The organism is Anaerobacillus sp. 1_MG-2023, assembly GCF_030547345.1.
GTDB lineage: Bacteria > Bacillota > Bacilli > Bacillales > Guptibacillaceae > Guptibacillus > Guptibacillus hwajinpoensis_B.
This window is the reverse complement of sequence record NZ_JAUORD010000008.1, coordinates 121907-138754: the sequence shown is the minus strand read 5'-3', so window position 1 is coordinate 138754 and position 16848 is coordinate 121907. Positions and strand designations below refer to the sequence as shown.

Below are 16848 nucleotides of genomic sequence, written 5' to 3'. Positions count from 1 at the left end.
CTTAGATAAGAAATGAATGAGGCATCAATCATATAATGGAGGGATTATGAATGAGTAAACAAAGACAAATTCATCTAGCAAAACGACCAGAAGGTATGCCTTCAATGGAACACTTCGACATTGTTGAAGCGGACATTCCATCACCAAAAGATGGAGAAGTTCTTCTACGTGCACTATACCTTACAGTAGACCCTTACATGAGAGGTCGTATGAGAGATGCAAAATCGTACGTAGCACCATTCCAAATCAACGAACCATTGAACGGTGGTGTCGTGGCAGAAGTTGCCGAATCTAAGTCTTCTCAATTTAATCAAGGTGATGTCGTTATTGGCCACCTAAACTGGGAAGAATACTCAGTTGTGAATGAAAAGCATCTTCGAAAAATCGATCCATCTATTGCTCCAATCACCACACATCTTGGAATCCTTGGTATGCCGGGACAAACAGCTTACTTCGGACTTCTCGATATCGGTCAGCCTAAAGAAGGCGAAACAGTAGTTGTATCAGGCGCAGCTGGAGCAGTAGGCTCTGTTGTTGGTCAAATTGCCAAAATCAAAGGGTGCCGCGTTGTAGGTATCGCTGGTTCAGACGATAAGATCGACTATATCAAAAACGAACTTGGTTTTGATGAAGGAATTAACTACAAAACCCAGGATGTATACAAAGCGCTAAAAGAAGCTTGTCCAGACGGCATTGACGTTTATTATGAAAACGTTGGGGGCGAAATCGGCGATGCTGCCATTAGCCTACTAAATAAATTTGCTCGTATCCCTGTTTGCGGCGCAATATCTTCTTACAATAAGAAAGAAGCGGACCTTGGTCCACGCGTTCAGACAAAACTTATTCAATCAAGTGCTCTCATGAAAGGCTTCGTTGTAGGCGATTATTCAGATCGCTTTAGTGAAGGTGCTGAGCAATTAGGGAAATGGTTACAAGAAGGCAAGTTAAAATATGAAGAAACAATCGTAGAAGGGTTTGAAAACGTTCCTGACGCATTCCTTGGTCTCTTTGAAGGTACTAACCTTGGTAAACAACTTGTAAAAGTAGCAGATCCTGAATATGCTACACTTCCTAATCGCTAATAACACTCACCTGCCCCTTAATTAGGGGCAGGTTTTTCTATGTGCTCATGCACATAAAAAGACGGTTATGTTTAAGATTAAGAAGGAATAGTATGTACTATAGACTTTATATCTAGGAGGTCCTTATGGGTAAATTTCTTCTTAATCTCATTGCGTATATACTCGTCGTAACAGTAAATGGCCTTGCTAATGCACTACCGTTAAATGGTCAAACGACAGGAGAAATATCAAATAGACTGAACGTACTTTTTACACCTGCCGGCTATGTTTTTAGTATATGGGGGCTGATCTATCTTCTTCTAGGGATATGGATTATTCGTCAATTTCCTAAAAGTCGGAGAGATTTGCCAATCTACCAGGAAACAAGTGGATTATTTGTTCTAAGTTCCATTCTTAATAGTCTTTGGATTTTCATGTGGCATTATGAATTCTTCGGCTTATCGGTGATCGTTATGCTTCTTTTACTCTTCACACTCATTAAGCTCTATACTAATTTGAAAGCAGCAGACGCTTCTTTCTTTGATTTGTTACCTTTTTCCGTTTATCTGGGTTGGATTAGCGTTGCGACGATCGCCAACATTAGTTACTACCTAACATACATTGACTGGGATGGATTTGGTATTTCCGATACGATATGGACATTTCTACTATTAATCATCGCGACAATTCTTGCTCTTTATTTCTTGAAAAGCGAGCAAGATTGGATATACCCACTCGTTTTTGTTTGGGCCTTTATTGGGATTGGAGTTAAAAATCAAAATGGAGATGTACCATTAGTCGTTTACTCATCTTATGTACTGGCTGCTCTTATTTTGATCGTTACGCTTCTGTATACTTTTAAAACTAAGAAATAATTTTAAGTAAGAAACCCCTTTTCCGTTTTGGAAAAGGGGTTTTAATCTATTATGCAAGAGATTTGAAGTCTTGACCAAGAATTTCTTTCATACTGTGAACCGTAATAAAGGCTTTCTGATCAACAACACCAACATGCTTTTTCAATTTAAGTAGATCTTTTCTACCAAGGATTGTTGTAATCACTTCTTTTTCATCAGAAGTAAACGCCCCTCTAGCCGTGTGGATTGTTGCGCCTTTTCCAATCTCTTCAACAATAAAGGATCGAATTTCTTCACTTTCTTTACTGATAATCACAATCTCTTTCTTAGCTTCAAAGCTCTGAAGCGTATAATCAATGACTAGGCCATTTAGAATGACACCAAAGATCGCATACATTCCGATTTCAGGTCCAAACAAGACGACTGAGAATAGTGCAATTGAAATATCCGAGATCAGAACGGCTTTTCCAACCTCCATAGAGAAATACTTATTTAGAATCATCGCAATAATATCTGTACCACCAGTAGAAGCTTTCTGATGAAAGACAAGTCCCATACCAGCTGCAGCAATACATTGACCAATAATTAATTGAATTAAGATATCCTGGCTAAATGGCTCAGTTACTGGAATAAAGCGTTCAAATGCCCATACAGCAAGGGATAAAGCGAAACTCGCATAGATCGTTTTAACACCGAATTTAGGACCGAGAAAAAGAATTCCAACTAACAAAAGTACTGCGTTTAAGATGATCATAAACATTCCGACTGACAGGTTCGGGACTAGATGGTTCATCAGAATCGATAAACCACTGACTCCCCCCGTAGCAAGACTATTAGGAGATAGAAAGAAATGAACGTGGGTTGCAACACCGAGCGCACCCAAAGTAATTAGCAGATAAGTTTTGATGTGATGAAGCATCTATTATCCCTCCCGTTGTTTTGTTTTCGTTTCGTAAGCACAATCGGGATTATAATAGGGATTCAGTGCTTTGTAAACAGCCTAAACCTAAGATTTTTAATTGAAGCGGTTACAACTCATAAATAGGTCTTTGTTACTATATTATCTATTGAATTCGACACTAATATACAAGAATTTTCTAAATTTTCGGTTGCTAAATAAGTAGAATCACCTTCTCTTCATTGTATTAAAAAAAGCAAAAACAGCTTCTGTTTTTGCTCATTTTACAAGGTCATGCTTAAACGCATAAATAACCGCCTGGGTTCGATCATGAACTTCAAGTTTTCCAAGAATGTTGCTCACATGAACCTTCACTGTTTTAAGTGCAATAAACAGTTCATTGGCAATCGTCTGGTTGGCCTTTCCCTGAGCCATTAATAAGAGAATTTCCATCTCTCGATCCGTGAGTTCTTCATGTGGCAGCTTTTGAATTCTGCTTCTCATCCGCGACATCATTTTCCCCGTTACTTCAGGTTCAAGAACAGATTCCCCATGGTGTGTTTTTCGAACTGCATTTGCAATTTCAACTGCTTTCGATGTTTTCAGCATGTAGCTTGTAGCTCCAGCTTCAAGTGCTGGATAGACTTTTTCGTCGTCTAAGAAGCTTGTTACGATAATGATTTTTGCATCTGGCCATTGTGTAATAATCTGTTTTGTTGCTTCAATCCCGTCCATTTCTTCCATAACTAGATCCATTAATATGATATCTGGACGAAGGGATAGCGCGAGTTCTACCCCTTTCTTTCCATTATCCGCTTCTCCAATGACGTCAATATCAGCCTGAGCAGATAAATAAGATGAAACACCAATCCGAACCATTTCATGATCGTCAACAAACAAAACTTTAATCATTCTCTACCCCTCCCAACAAGTGGTACGCTTACTTCCAGCCTAGTCCCTTTATGTGGAAGACTGACTAATTTAAGAACTCCTCCGATTTCGAGTGCTCGTTCATGCATGTTTTGTAATCCATATGATGCAGCTTTCTTCTCATCCATCTTAAAACCAACCCCATCATCAACTATTCGTAAGATCGTACGTCCATCTCGATGAATAAGTAGGACATCTAGTGTCGATGCCTTCGCATGCCTTAGTGTATTGGATACACATTCTTGTAGTATACGAAACAGATGGTCTTCAACACCTTTATCGAGCTCAATAGCTTCAAGCTTCCAATTCACTTGGATTGGCACCTTTTGAGACAGTTCGTTCAATAGCTCTTTTATCCCTTCCTCGAGTGAACGATCTTTCAATGCGGCAGGTCTAAGATGAAGTAAGAGAGCGCGCATTTCTAGTTGGGATTGATGTATGGTTTCTTCAATCATCTTAAGGTGTTTTGTTTCTAGATCATCCGCTGCTTCACGACTTTCCGTTATCGTACTCATTAACATGGAAGCAGCGAACAGCTGCTGACTCACGGAATCATGTAGCTCACGAGCAAGACGATTGCGTTCTTCGGATACGACTTGTTGAACTCGCTTCTCATGATCCTCTGCTTTCTCGTTCGCAAGCTTCTGGGCTAGTCTTACTTGATCATTCATTCGGTTTTGCAATTTATCAATTTGTTCAAAAACGACATTTAGACTTGTACCACTATAGTTATGTAAAGCACGTCCCTTATCAAGTTCCTCTAGCGTATCTGCAATGTTTTGAATTTCTTTATTCGCATATAAACCTGATATTCCTCCAACAGCCGCTCCAATCATTACACATATAATTGGAACGATTAACCCGAACGGTAAGTCCATTAAATCTTTCTCAAATAAAAGGGAAAGAGACGCCGGTGGAAAGACAGTCAAATAAGCGGCAGAGAAAAGAAAAAATAGCAAGAGTGACAGTAATGCACCAAATAGTATATGACGCTTCATGACACTCATACTCGCTTCACCTCTAAATCTCCAGCAAACATCGAGGTGACTAGCTTTACCTTCTCAGTAGCATCATCATATCCATTCGTTTTATAAGAGAGGACTTGATTAAACACTCCAGGTTCTTCATGTTGTAACAACGTCGCAGATCCGATCATAGCTGAATGTTGAATATTCACTTCGAGTTCATAGGGAATGAGTATTTGCACTTTTCCTACGAAGTTTCGAATCAAAATAACGGATTCTCCTTTAGGGAGAACCGTGTAACTTAAATCGATAATCGTTTCACCAAAACCAGCTTGAATGTTAATATCATTCCACTCGTACACATGATCATGGGTTTTCTGTCGACCGGACCACTTGTTTTGCAACAATGGCTTTTGATGAACCATTCCTTCTTCATACACTGAAGGCTTTTCAAGTACCGGCCTTATTTTCTTCGGTTTTTGTTTGGACTGATAAAACTGGAAGCCAAGATAGACTAATAGAACAAGAAGAAAAAACTTCACGACTACCATATTCATAACGGTCGTTATAAAGAAAAAGATACCGAGTCCAAGAAAAACTTTTCCTGAAGTTCGTGGAAGACCTTTTCTCCCCATATAAACAAATGCAGCGGAAAGAATTAATAAGAATAGGAGGCCGCCATTTAAAGAAACTTCTAACAAGATAAGAATAACCCCAATAATCAGAAGTCCATTAACAGTGTCATTATGTCTATTTTTCCACACTAGCGACCCTCCATTCATCACTCATTTATCGTTATTCCACCTTTTATACTCATGACTAAAAAAGGCGCACGCGCCTCTTTTAGAATACCACTATTTCTCTAAGAATTTGAATTTGTTTCTTGTTTTTTCGCCTTTTTCTCAAGTAAGTGGAACTTTGTATCAATAGTAGACATATCGTAATCTCTGTTCACTTTCTTCTCAAGTTGCTCAATATAACTCTCCATCTCATCAAAACGATTAAAAGGTTGATCTAGATTCCTTTCTTCCAGAACCAAATCCATCTTATGATGAGCCCTCACACTATTCTCTTTCCCCATTAATTCCATTCGCTTAATCGACATATCTTTAAGTTTATGCTTCATTTTCTCGTACTTTTGTTCGAGACGTTTAAGTTCAAGATCTGCCTCATCCATCAATTGTGATAAGTGGTTAGCTCTTTCTTCATATTGCAACTGCTCTTGTTTGGCGAACTCATACAGCTCAGCCTCGCCTGCTTCATTTGCTAAAACAGCTTGTCCAGCGCGTTTCTCACCATTTCTTCGCGCTTTATCTAATTCTCTTCTGAATTCTAAAAGTAGCGTTGACTGCCGCTCGACAAGTTTCCTCGCCTTTTCCACTTCTCTTTCACACTTTCTTAAATAGTGATTTAAAAGAGAAATTGGATTTTTCTCCTCCTTCTGGTCAAGGATGCTATGAAAATCAGCTTCAATTGAGTTTTTGATGCGATTAAGTAAATTTGGCATGTCCATTCTCTCCTTTGTTTGATTAACTTTTCTTCAGTTCATCCCATTGCTTTTCAAAATTTGTAAATGGGTCATCGTCTTTCTTATCGGAACTTGCTCCATCCCACTTTTTATAAACGACATAAAGAATGTAGATAGCTACGAGACCAAGAATAGCTGGCATATTCGCCACGGCAGTACTTAAACCGATGAATCCTAAGATCCCCCAGATGACTTTACCAGTTGTTGAATCTGCCTGAATAAACTTCTTAAATGCAATATAGAGGATGACTACGCTAACCATCATACCTACTAATGGACCAAGATTCGACAGCAATACAATCGCAGCGATAATCCCAAGTAAAAGCAAACCTGCTTTCTTCATCTTAATCGCCTCCTTTCATACTTTGATTCTACCTGCTTATCAATGCCTTCATAATGAGCTAAAGCTATATATTTATATAGGACCAGCGACTTAGACAGATTAAGCTATATGACACCCCTCATCAGATCATGTTCTATCTTAACCGCGATAATCATGGTAAAGTGAAAGCAGACATCACGGAAAGGAGTTCGGGAATGGTTATTACGATAACAGTCATCGTCGTTGTCATTATGACGATTGTCATTGCCGCTGCTTTTGGAATGGCTGTATCAAAAGGATACAGTGTCAAACATACTGTCGATCCGTTGCCTGAGGAGCAGCATAACGAAACGACAGAGAAAGAGGTTACTGATGAACGGACAGAACAGAAGTAATATAGAACCAGGGAAAACCGTTGATATCGTCTTGAAACAAGATCAGCGTTCAGGGAAAACGACAAGAGGAATCGTGAAAGATATCCTGACGAAGTCTCCGACCCATCCGCATGGTATCAAAGTACGTCTTGAAGATGGACAGGTTGGTCGCGTCAAATCAATTTTATCGTAAGCTGAATTCATAAAAATAACCCCCGGCTGATTTTCAGTCCGGGGGTTCATCTTTATTATTGTTTTAACGCCATCTAACTATCAAGATAATGTATGGAAAAACCTTGTACTGAAGAAGAATGCTCATATGCAGTCTTTACTTTGAGAAGTTCTTCTGTCATGACTGCTTCTCCCTTTGCAAAGAATGAAATGTAGGAAATAGCAGAGGTAACTTTTAAACAAACGTTTGATTATACTGGTAGCAATTGTGAAGGAGTATCTATATAAAAGAGTTTTAATTCATGCAATGCTCTTGTACATCCTACATATAGTAATTTCGCATCTGTTGCATGTGTACTATAATTATCTTCGTTAGCATTTGCCAATATAACTCCATCGAATTCTAATCCCTTAGTAAGATAGATCGGCACAATTGATAGTCCCCCTTCATAAGATCGATCATCCGCAGTAATAAGATGCAACTTCTCATCATACCTACTAAGATTGCCATACAAATCACGACATTCCTCTTCGCTCCTACCAACAATCGCTACTGTATTCATACCTCTCTCTTGCATTTCTTTAGCTGATTTTATCAAGCTACTAACATGCCTCTTCTTATCTATTTTGCTTATTTCGACTTTCTTCCCACTTCGAAAAACAGGCACAGCCGGTTGAACCGGTATATCCGCATGAGCTATCACTTCATTCGCAAATTCAATAATTTCTAAAGTCGATCGATAACTTTGTTCAAGTTCCATATAAATGTCTTTACCGTTAAAAAGCACCCTAAATTCTTCCCAGTTATGAATGCCCTTATATGAATGAATGCCCTGTGCCAAATCCCCTAATATTGTAAAAGATTGACTTCGATTCACATCTTTCAGAAGCGCCAGTTGAAAAGGTGAAAAGTCTTGAGCTTCGTCAATTACAATATGCTGAAACCTATGTTCTTTATCAATACCGTTTAATTGGAATTGAATGTAAAGGAGAGGAGCAAGGTCATCCGGCGATAACTTCTTCTTTTTTAATCGCTTTGCCGTTTCCATCACAAGTTCTTCATTTATAACATCTGCTCTTTCTGACTGTGTTATGTAGCTAGGAACATTCGATTGAAAGAGTGATTGATAGAACGAAAGAGCAGTTTGCTTCGGCCATGTTTTAAAATAATTCTTCAGCTGATCGTTTGCTAGTTTGCGATATTCTTTCTTTAAATGGGCTCCCTCTACCGATTTGATCTCATCTTTTATCCAAATTTTAAATCGATTCATCATCATATCGCGTTTACGTCCAACAGGATATGCAGAAAGGTCTTTTAACCATTGTTTGACCTTCGTTTCTGAAAGCTCTCTTCTTTCAAATGGGTGAAAGGAGCCAACCGGACCGACTGAGTTGCTATAACGATGTATAGCTTGATCAATCCATTCTTTAAATGCCAGTGATCCTTTTACTCTTCCTTCTGCAATTGAAAAATCGAATCGACTCTTCCCAAACCACTTTCTGAGGTCGTGACCAGATGAATCAATCGTAATCTTTTCTTCAATCGTTTTTATTGTCCAATCCGTGAAGGTTGATTGTTGAATTCCCCCTACGCCTAGCTCCGGAAGGACACCTGAAATATAATCAAGAAACATCCTATTCGGTGCAAAGATAATCATTTTACCCGCTTGAATGGTATCTCTGTATTCATATAGTAAGAAAGCTAATCGATGAAGCGCAACCGTTGTCTTACCACTTCCTGCTGCTCCTTGTATGATAAGTGGCGTCGATCGCTCAGCACGAATAATATCATTTTGCTTTGTTTGTATTGTTGATACGATGTCACGGAGACGGTTATCTTTATTTTCACTCAGACGATATAGAAGAAATTCATCTGAGCCACTTAAATCATCGCTACCTTCTACATAGGTGTCTACGACTCGCTGAAGTTCTTTATCTCGAATCACAATATTTCGCTTCAGCTCTATATTCCCTTCGATGACGCCATCAGGCGATACATAATAAACATCCTCTTCTGGCCCTGTAAATGCGTAGAACATACTCGCAACAGGAGCTCTCCAATCTACAACCAGAGAATCCTGTGAATCTCCATGTGCTACGCCAACTTTCCCAATATAATACGAATGTGATTCCTTCTCATTCTCTTGAAAATCCATTCGTGCAAAGTAAGGTTCTTTTGAAGCTATGACAAGAGATTGACGCTTCTCCTCTCGAATGCTCTCAAGAACTTGTTCTGTTACATTATCGCCAGAATACCTGGGGTAGTTCTCCAACACCTGCCGCTGTTTTGTAATCTCTGCAGCGATTTGATCGAGTTGCTGCTTCTCTTTCCGATAGGCACTTTGAGTCTTATTGTCCAAGATCAGTTACCTCCTTATGAGATTTGTCTCTAAATCAGACAGAAGATTAATATTACCACAACTTAGGTAGTTCAACCAATTGTTTTTAGAATATTAAAATTAGTGTTTTTACCATTTTAAAAAACTTTATGAAAAAGTTTATAAATAAATGATCCAACTATTCACTTTGAACGTTAGCTATGTGTAATCAAAATAAACGGTAAAAAAATCGAGGAGAGTGAAAAGTAAAATGAACATGAAAAAAGCATTCAAGAAATTAATGGTTCCCGCGTTAGGCCTAACCTTATTATTTCCAACAGTCGCTGGGGCAGCGACAGCTGAGCCAACAGCCAAAACGCCTGCTTCAGATCTACGCGCAACACTGGATCAGCTCTTATCCGAACATTTTGTACTAGCTGTTTCATCCATGACGAAATCATATGACGGGACAGAGGATGCAGAAGAAGTAACTGAAGCCCTGGATCAAAACGCAGCTGATATGACACCAGCGATTGCATCTGTCTATGGCGATGAAGCCGCTGCACAATTTGAAGATATCTTTCGAGGTCACAATGATTACTCCGCTGATTTCGTAAAAGCAGCAACCGAAGATGATGCAGAACTTCGTAAAGAAGCTGAAGCTGAAGTAGACGAATTTGTTGAAGAATTCTCCACTTTCCTTGATACAGCTACAGAAGGTAATCTTCCTAAGGAAGCCGCTGCAGATGTTCTAGAAGTTCACGAAGATCAAGTCCTAACAACTTTTGATGAGTATACAGAAGGAAATTACGAAGAAGCTTACACATCATTTCGTGAAGGGCATAAGCATATGTTTGCGATCAGCAAAGCACTATCTAGTGCAATTGTAAAGCAGATGCCTGATAAATTTGAAAATACTAAAGCTGATACTCCTGCTGCAGAATTACGCTCAACTCTAAACAGCCTTGCATCTGAGCACTTTGCTCTTTCTTCTCTTGGTCTTGAAAAAGGCTATGACCAATCAGAAGACTATGACTTTGTAAACTGGGCTGAAGACAGAAACACTGCTGACTTTAAAGCAGCTATCGGTTCAATCTACGGAGATGAAGGTGCTGCTCAGTTTGAAAAGATTTGGCAAGAAGATCATATTGCTGCACAAGCTGACCTTGTAGTTGCATCTCTATCTGAAGACGAGGAAGCTATGGAAATGGCGAAAGAACGTATGATGACAACATTCCCTAAGAACTTTGGAGCTTTCCTAGGAACAGCAACAGAAGAAAACCTTCCAACTGACGCTGCTACTGAAGCTCTTATGGCTCATGAAAAACAAGTAATTGGATCATTTGAAGCTTACATGTCTGGTGATTACGAAGGTTCAATTGAACAATTCCGTGCAGGCTATGCATTCATGTTTGGTGTAGGCGAATCTCTTGGAGGCGCTATCGTTAAGCAAATGCCAGACAAATTTGCAGGAGAAGCAATGCCTGGTGATATGCCAAAAACAGGTATGGGTGGTGCGAGTGAGCAGTCATCTGACCTAACAGCACTTTGGATTACTCTAGGTTCTCTAGCAGCTGCTGGTTCAGCATTTGCCATTCGCAAGAAAATTGTTAATCAATAAAACACATGTCTTCCCCCCTTATAATAGATATGGAAAAACAGAGAAGTCTCGAGCTTCTCTGTTTTTTTTGCATAAAAAAAGCCTCTAACTAATAGCTAGGAGCTTTTCTCTATGCATCATACAGTCAATCACAATACATTTAAAACCGAATCGATTTTCGCATGATCTTCTGGCGACTGATCGATATGATGCCAGATTAACTTCCCTCTCTCATCATAAATCCACGTACCACCTTGAATATATACATCTTGCGTTTTCATCGACTTTAATACAAAATCTTTTTTCTTTTGTTCTTTTGGAATAAACCCATTCATTTTACGGGTGACAAATCCAATCGCTGCTTGGCCAAGTAATTTCCACTTCGGCATCGTATGATGTCCCATGCCACGGTATGCTTCTCTCTTCGGATCACCTGCAATGACAAACGGAAATTCTCCAAAAGCCTCTGTAAACTGGCTAATATAAGTAGCATTTGAGGGGGCGACGGCTATAATCTGAAAGCCCTCATTCTCAATTTCATTTACGCGCTTACGCAACTGCGTAAGATAAGCTCGACAAACTGGTCAGCCAAGGTGACGGACAAATACGACCATCGATTTCTTTTGATTAATCAGTTGCTCCAGAGTAACAGTGGTACTTCCTGGAACTTCGAGTTCATAATTTAATTTATCCAATACAATCTCTCCTTACCTGATCAATGCTACGTTTGATCGGTGTTGAACACTTGTTTCTTACTATCGATTTTACACCTTTTATGATAGTAGTGATACCCAATGAATCCAATAACTGCCACTACAACAATTAAAAAGACATATTTCTGTATGCTCCCTAAAATCGCTTGAACTGATTTTATATTCCCATTCCGCCCAATCCACAACATAGCGATTGTCCAAGGAAATATACCGACGAAGGTAAGTGCTCCAAATATCCAGGGCTTGACCTTACTCATACCAGACACATAGGATACATAGTTCCCTATCCCAAGTGGGCGTGTAATCGCAATACTCCATGAACCACATTTTCTAAACCATCTTTGAACGCGTTCAACCTTCTTCTTTTTTAATTTCCTTTCGACTATATCCTTTACTTTCAAACCGATCCCATATGGAATAAAACTAAAAATCGTGTAAATACAGCTCGTTAGAAATGCAAAACCAACCATCTCGATCATTGAAGCATTCAATAAATAACCGTACGTCAAAGTCATCATCCCCCCCGGAAAAGGTAGAGATGATGCTTCAATAGCATTGCTTATTAAAAGACCCCAGATTCCAAGCTCTTTCAGGAAATGAATCAGAAATTCCAGCATAGTGGATCCCCTCTCAATTTAAAACTATGTATTAAGTTCCCTGATCAGTGAGTCTGAAACCAATGTAACACTGTTTTAATACGTAATACTGAATTGATATGTCGTTTTAACCCGCAAACTTTGAAATATTTCCGCGGAAATGAAATGATTTACTCGATTTATTAGTTATATCCACGTAGCTTTCAACAACAAAACCCCCATCACGTCCATAGTGATGGGGGGTTATTAAAACATTATCCTACAGAAACAACGTGTTTCTCTTGTTCAAACTCCGTGACAGCTTCCTCAAAAATACGGAGGCCTTCATCAATTTGTTCTTTCGTAATAATCAATGGAGGAATCATTCGAATCACTTCTTGATGTTTTCCGCACAGATAGAAAAGCACCCCTTTTTCAAGAGACAGATCTAGTATCCGCATCATTCCATTTCCGTCTGGAGCGCCTGTCTCTGGATCAATAATTTCAATTCCAATCATTAGCCCTACACCACGGACATCTCCGATCACATGGTGCTTTTCCTTTATAAAAGCTAATTTTTCTAATGCATAAGCACCCATATCCTTCGAATTGGAAAGTAATCCTTCTTCTTCAATTACGTCGAGAGTAGCTAGCGCCGCTGAACAAGCAATCGGATTACCACCAAATGTTGTACCATGTGTTCCCATTGGCCACTGACTCATTAGTTCTTTGGAAGCTACTGTGGCGCTAAGAGGCATCCCAGAAGCAATTCCTTTTGCTATCGCCATAATATCAGGTGTAACATCAAACGTCTGTGCAGCGAACCAGTCACCAGTCCGTCCGAATCCTGTTTGAACTTCATCAAAGATTAGTAGCATGCCATGGCGATCACAAATCTCTCTTACTTTTTGTAACCATTCTTTCGGTGGAATGATATAGCCACCTTCTCCTAGAACAGGTTCCACGATTACGCAAGCCACTTCTTCAGGAGTTACCTGATGATCAAAAAGCATTTCGAAATCTTTCTCAAGCTCACCAACACAATAATCCTCTACACTTTGCCCTGCTGGACAACTAGCAGCATCCGCATATGGAATTTGATAGGTTAGTCCATTAGGCTGTATAAATTTACGGTATTTGCTTTTTGATGTACTTACACCAAGAGCGCCAAGCGAGCGTCCATGAAAGCAACCCGTAAAGGAAACAACATACGGTCGTTTCGTTACATATTTAGCAAGTTTCATCGCACCTTCAATGGCCTCAGTGCCACTGTTCGCAAAGAAAAAGCAATCTAAATCTTTCGGCATAATGCCTTGAAGACGTTCTGCTAGCTTTAGAATTGAATCATACATAATTACTCCAGAAGGCCCGTGCATAAGGGAGTCCGCACCGTCCTTTATAGCCTGTACAACCTTAGGGTGACGGTGGCCCGTATTCGCTACGGCAATACCTGATGTAAAATCTAGATACGTTTGGCCATCTGTCCCATAGTAATAGCAACCCTCTTCTTTCACGACTGGTAAATTCGGATGATCCTTTGCCATACTTGGTGCAAGATAGTCTGACATGTTGTTATATCTATGTTCAAATGATGTAGCCAATGTGATATCCTCCTTTAAATTCTGCTTTTATACAAAGAAATGGGCCATGACAACAATAATCGGAAGTGTTATAACCGTACGTTGCAAGAAAATAATAGCAAGTTCTAGAACGGAAATTGGGATTTTCGATTTCACTAGCAAAATACCAATCTCTGACATATAAATTAATTGTGTTAATGAAATAGCTGCAATAACAAATCGCGTTAATTCACTTTCAATCCCTGTTCCTATAACTGCAGGTAAAAACATATCTGCAAAACCAACTAACATAGCCGGCGCTGCTTTAGCAGCTTCAGGAATTTGCATAAGTTCAAGGACCGGTACGATCGGCATTGATAAATATGTGAAGAAAGGCGTAAATTCAGCAATAATAAGGGCAATTGTTCCAAGTGCCATCACAAGCGGAATAAGAGCAAAATAAATATCAAGCACGGTGTTAACACCCTGACCAGCTACATGCTTCACTCCTTTTACTTCAGAAGCCTTCTCTAGTGCTTTTTGTATTCCCCATTTGAAGCTAGAGACACCCTCAGGTACATCTTCAGAAATTTGTTTTCCTGTACCCTCATAGTACGTGTCCGCTTTTCGAGATAGCGGTGGTATACGTGGACAAACAAACGCAGCAACTAGCCCTGCTACCACAACCGTAAAATAGAACGGAATAAACATATCTTCTAAACCAATGAAGCTAATAACAACAAGACTGAATGCGATCGAATTGATCGAAAAATTTGTTGCAATAACAGCAGCTTCTCTTTTTGTATAATAGCCTTCTTCATACTGTTTCGTTGTGATCAGTACCCCAACGGTTCCGGCCCCCATCCAGGAAGCAAGTGCATCTATGGATGAGCGACCAGGTAACTTAAACAAAGGACGCATCACATAACGAAGGGCTGTTCCGAAGAAATCCATTAACCCGAACTCTAGTAAGAGAGGCATTAACAGACCAGCAAAGAGAAACCATGCTGCAAGAACGGGAACGAGTGAGTATAGCATTGTACCACCCGAAACATCCGAGATGATAAATTCTGGACCGAATTTAAACAATGTCATTACTGCGAATAATGCACCAATTAACCTCGTACTAATCCAGAACCAATTCACATAAAATAATTGCTTCAGAAACGGACGAAGCATGATGGCTTTTGGTTCAAAAGCTTTTGCAATAATAGGAATAATAGCAGATAAAATAAGAATGGCGGTCATAAATCCAGGCAAGATAGGCGCTAGTTTTATTTGTATAGACTCAGCCAAAATCCCGACCCCAATCGTCATTTTCCCATTAAAAGGAACGGGAACAAGAAATAATAAGATACCGATTAACGATGGAATAAGAAACCATGCATATGCTTTTTTTGTTTGAGATTTCTCTACTGATTGACCCGTACTTTCAAGAGGATAGGATTTTTCCTGTTTAACTTCCATTCTTCACTCTCCTTCGACGTTTTTAATATTAATTCATATTCTTGCATATAAATCAGAAAAGAAGCAAGAGTAATTTTCACTTCTTGCTTCTTTTAATATGCAAGTATTATGCCAAAAACTATTGAATTCTGTATTTTTTAAGTTTTCTAACTACTGTAGGTTGACTTATCCCTAACGCATCAGCAATCTTTGTCGTTGTTCGAAACTGACGCCTAGCCTGCTCAAGTCGTTCTTTCTCAACTCTTTCAACCGTTTCTTGTAAAGTTTCATTAAAATTATTCATTTCTGAATAGTCTTCACTCGAATTTTTATATGTTTGAGGGAGATCTTCCTCGTGTATAACGAATGCATCTGAAGTAACAATAAGACGCTCTATTAAATTCATCAGCTCTCTAACGTTTCCCCTCCACACATGCTGAGTTAACTCATGCATCACTATCTTATTTAGCATCCGCTTTCGTTTATATTGTCTAGAAAAATGATCGACAAACGATTGAATGAGTGGAAGGATATCTTCTTTTCTATCTCTTAGTGGAGGGATCATCAATGGGACGACATTCAACCGAAAAAATAAATCTTCTCGAAATTTCTTCTCTCGCACAGCTTGTTCCAAATCCTTATTCGTTGCACTGATTAACCGAAAATCAGAATGAATTTCTTTTGTTCCACCAAGTCGATAGAAGCGTTTTTCTTGAATTAACTTTAACACTTTCACTTGGTTTTGCAGTGAAAGTTCACCGACTTCATCTAAGAAAAGTGTTCCTGTCGACGCCATTTCTGCTAACCCCATACGTCCACCTTTTCTAGCTCCCGTGAATGCGCCATCTTCATAACCAAACAATTCTGCTTCGAAAAGCGCTTCAGGAATTGCTCCACAGTTCACCTCAATAAACGGTCCATTTCTACGATCACTTTTATGGTGAATGTATCTTCCCATTTCCGTCTTTCCTACTCCGGACTCTCCTAGAAGGAGAACATTAACATCCACACCTGCAACTTGTTTCCCTGTTGCCATCACTTTTCTCATTTCATGACTTCTAGCGATAAGCCCTTCATCATCCTGCCTTTGCTTAAGTTGCTCAAGCTCATTTTTAACACGCTCCATCTCGGAAGACATTTCTTCCATCCCGGCCTTTATTTCCATTAGTTCAGTAATATCATGAGAATAACTTACAATCCTTACTAGCTCTTTAGCATCATCAAACACTGGCAAACCTGTTACAAGCAGCTTTTTGCCATCAGAACCCGTTTGCACAAACGTAACACGCTTCTTATCCTTTACCACCAGTGGCGTTGCAAGTGGTGTGAATAAACCTTCTCGTTCCAGTTCATATACTGATTTCCCCATTAAGTCATTTGCGTTAACACCATAAACCATCCCTGTTCCTTCACTGACTTTCACAATGATTCCATTAGGATCTGTGACAAGTATATCCTCTTGTAAAGAATGAAAGATTGCCTCATATTCATTCCATTTCGCCATACGACCACCTCATCTATTCATTAATGAATA

General features: G+C 39.4%; 16 protein-coding genes and 1 pseudogene. 5 read left to right on the top strand and 12 right to left on the bottom strand.

Annotated elements, in window-relative coordinates; genetic code table 11:
* The first annotated feature begins 50 nt into the window (after positions 1-50).
* Together Q4550_RS14620 and Q4550_RS14615 are read left to right on the top strand one after the other, a co-directional pair.
* A complete protein-coding gene (locus tag Q4550_RS14620; RefSeq protein ID WP_303533859.1) occupies positions 51-1082 on the top strand; it encodes an NADP-dependent oxidoreductase in 1032 nt (343 codons plus the stop codon).
* Positions 1083-1207: 125 nt separating this feature from the next.
* The gene (locus Q4550_RS14615; RefSeq protein ID WP_303533856.1) at positions 1208-1936 is read left to right on the top strand and encodes a TspO/MBR family protein; all 729 of its coding nucleotides are present in this window, start codon (positions 1208-1210) and stop codon (positions 1934-1936) included.
* Between the two features lie 49 nt (positions 1937-1985).
* On the opposite strand, the gene Q4550_RS14610 is transcribed toward Q4550_RS14615, so the two are convergent.
* From Q4550_RS14610 to Q4550_RS14585, 6 genes are all read right to left on the bottom strand, one after another.
* Entirely contained in the window at positions 1986-2834 is an 849-nt protein-coding gene (locus tag Q4550_RS14610; RefSeq protein WP_194220137.1) for a YitT family protein, read from the bottom strand.
* Between the two features lie 258 nt (positions 2835-3092).
* On the bottom strand, positions 3093-3725 hold the full coding sequence (locus Q4550_RS14605) for a response regulator (RefSeq protein WP_303533854.1): 633 nt from the start codon (positions 3723-3725) through the stop codon (positions 3093-3095).
* A complete protein-coding gene (locus Q4550_RS14600) occupies positions 3722-4750 on the bottom strand; it encodes a sensor histidine kinase (protein WP_303533852.1) in 1029 nt (342 codons plus the stop codon). The genes Q4550_RS14605 and Q4550_RS14600 overlap by 4 nt, the downstream gene beginning before the upstream one ends.
* Positions 4747-5472: a cell wall-active antibiotics response protein LiaF gene (gene liaF, locus Q4550_RS14595; RefSeq protein ID WP_303533849.1), complete on the bottom strand. Its 726-nt coding sequence runs from the start codon at positions 5470-5472 to the stop codon at positions 4747-4749. The genes Q4550_RS14600 and liaF overlap by 4 nt, the downstream gene beginning before the upstream one ends.
* A 98-nt stretch (positions 5473-5570) precedes the next feature.
* The gene (locus Q4550_RS14590; protein ID WP_303533846.1) at positions 5571-6215 is read right to left on the bottom strand and encodes a PspA/IM30 family protein; all 645 of its coding nucleotides are present in this window, start codon (positions 6213-6215) and stop codon (positions 5571-5573) included.
* Positions 6216-6237: 22 nt separating this feature from the next.
* Entirely contained in the window at positions 6238-6579 is a 342-nt protein-coding gene (locus Q4550_RS14585) for a lmo0954 family membrane protein (protein WP_303533844.1), read from the bottom strand.
* A 194-nt stretch (positions 6580-6773) separates the two neighbouring features.
* Here Q4550_RS14585 and ytzI point away from each other — a divergent pair, with 194 nt between their 5' ends.
* Both ytzI and Q4550_RS14575 read left to right on the top strand, forming a co-directional pair.
* Entirely contained in the window at positions 6774-6953 is a 180-nt protein-coding gene (ytzI, locus tag Q4550_RS14580) for a YtzI protein (protein WP_194220143.1), read from the top strand.
* Positions 6931-7125, top strand: coding sequence for a YwbE family protein (locus Q4550_RS14575; RefSeq protein WP_226616492.1), 195 nt, complete (start codon positions 6931-6933; stop codon positions 7123-7125). Before ytzI ends, Q4550_RS14575 begins: the two co-directional genes overlap by 23 nt.
* Before the next feature lie 229 nt (positions 7126-7354).
* Here Q4550_RS14575 and Q4550_RS14570 read toward each other — a convergent pair whose 3' ends face one another.
* On the bottom strand, positions 7355-9463 hold the full coding sequence (locus Q4550_RS14570; RefSeq protein ID WP_303533839.1) for a HelD family protein: 2109 nt from the start codon (positions 9461-9463) through the stop codon (positions 7355-7357).
* A gap of 235 nt (positions 9464-9698) precedes the next feature.
* Here Q4550_RS14570 and Q4550_RS14565 point away from each other — a divergent pair, with 235 nt between their 5' ends.
* Entirely contained in the window at positions 9699-11042 is a 1344-nt protein-coding gene (locus Q4550_RS14565) for a globin family protein (protein WP_303534013.1), read from the top strand.
* 128 nt (positions 11043-11170) lie between these two features.
* Here Q4550_RS14565 and Q4550_RS14560 read toward each other — a convergent pair.
* From Q4550_RS14560 to Q4550_RS14540, 5 genes and pseudogenes are all read right to left on the bottom strand, one after another.
* Positions 11171-11593: pseudogene (locus Q4550_RS14560) on the bottom strand (AhpC/TSA family protein); the annotation flags it as partial.
* 149 nt (positions 11594-11742) lie between these two features.
* Positions 11743-12351, bottom strand: coding sequence for a DedA family protein (locus Q4550_RS14555; protein WP_303533837.1), 609 nt, complete (start codon positions 12349-12351; stop codon positions 11743-11745).
* A gap of 233 nt (positions 12352-12584) precedes the next feature.
* Positions 12585-13910, bottom strand: coding sequence for an aspartate aminotransferase family protein (locus tag Q4550_RS14550; protein ID WP_303533835.1), 1326 nt, complete (start codon positions 13908-13910; stop codon positions 12585-12587).
* A 27-nt stretch (positions 13911-13937) separates the two neighbouring features.
* Positions 13938-15335 carry a YjiH family protein gene (locus Q4550_RS14545; RefSeq protein WP_194220150.1) on the bottom strand — a complete coding sequence of 466 codons (1398 nt, stop codon included), beginning with the start codon at positions 15333-15335 and terminating at the stop codon, positions 13938-13940.
* Between the two features lie 118 nt (positions 15336-15453).
* Complete coding sequence (locus Q4550_RS14540) at positions 15454-16818, bottom strand: sigma-54 interaction domain-containing protein (RefSeq protein ID WP_303533833.1); 1365 nt, start codon at positions 16816-16818, stop codon at positions 15454-15456.
* Positions 16819-16848: the final 30 nt, after the last annotated feature.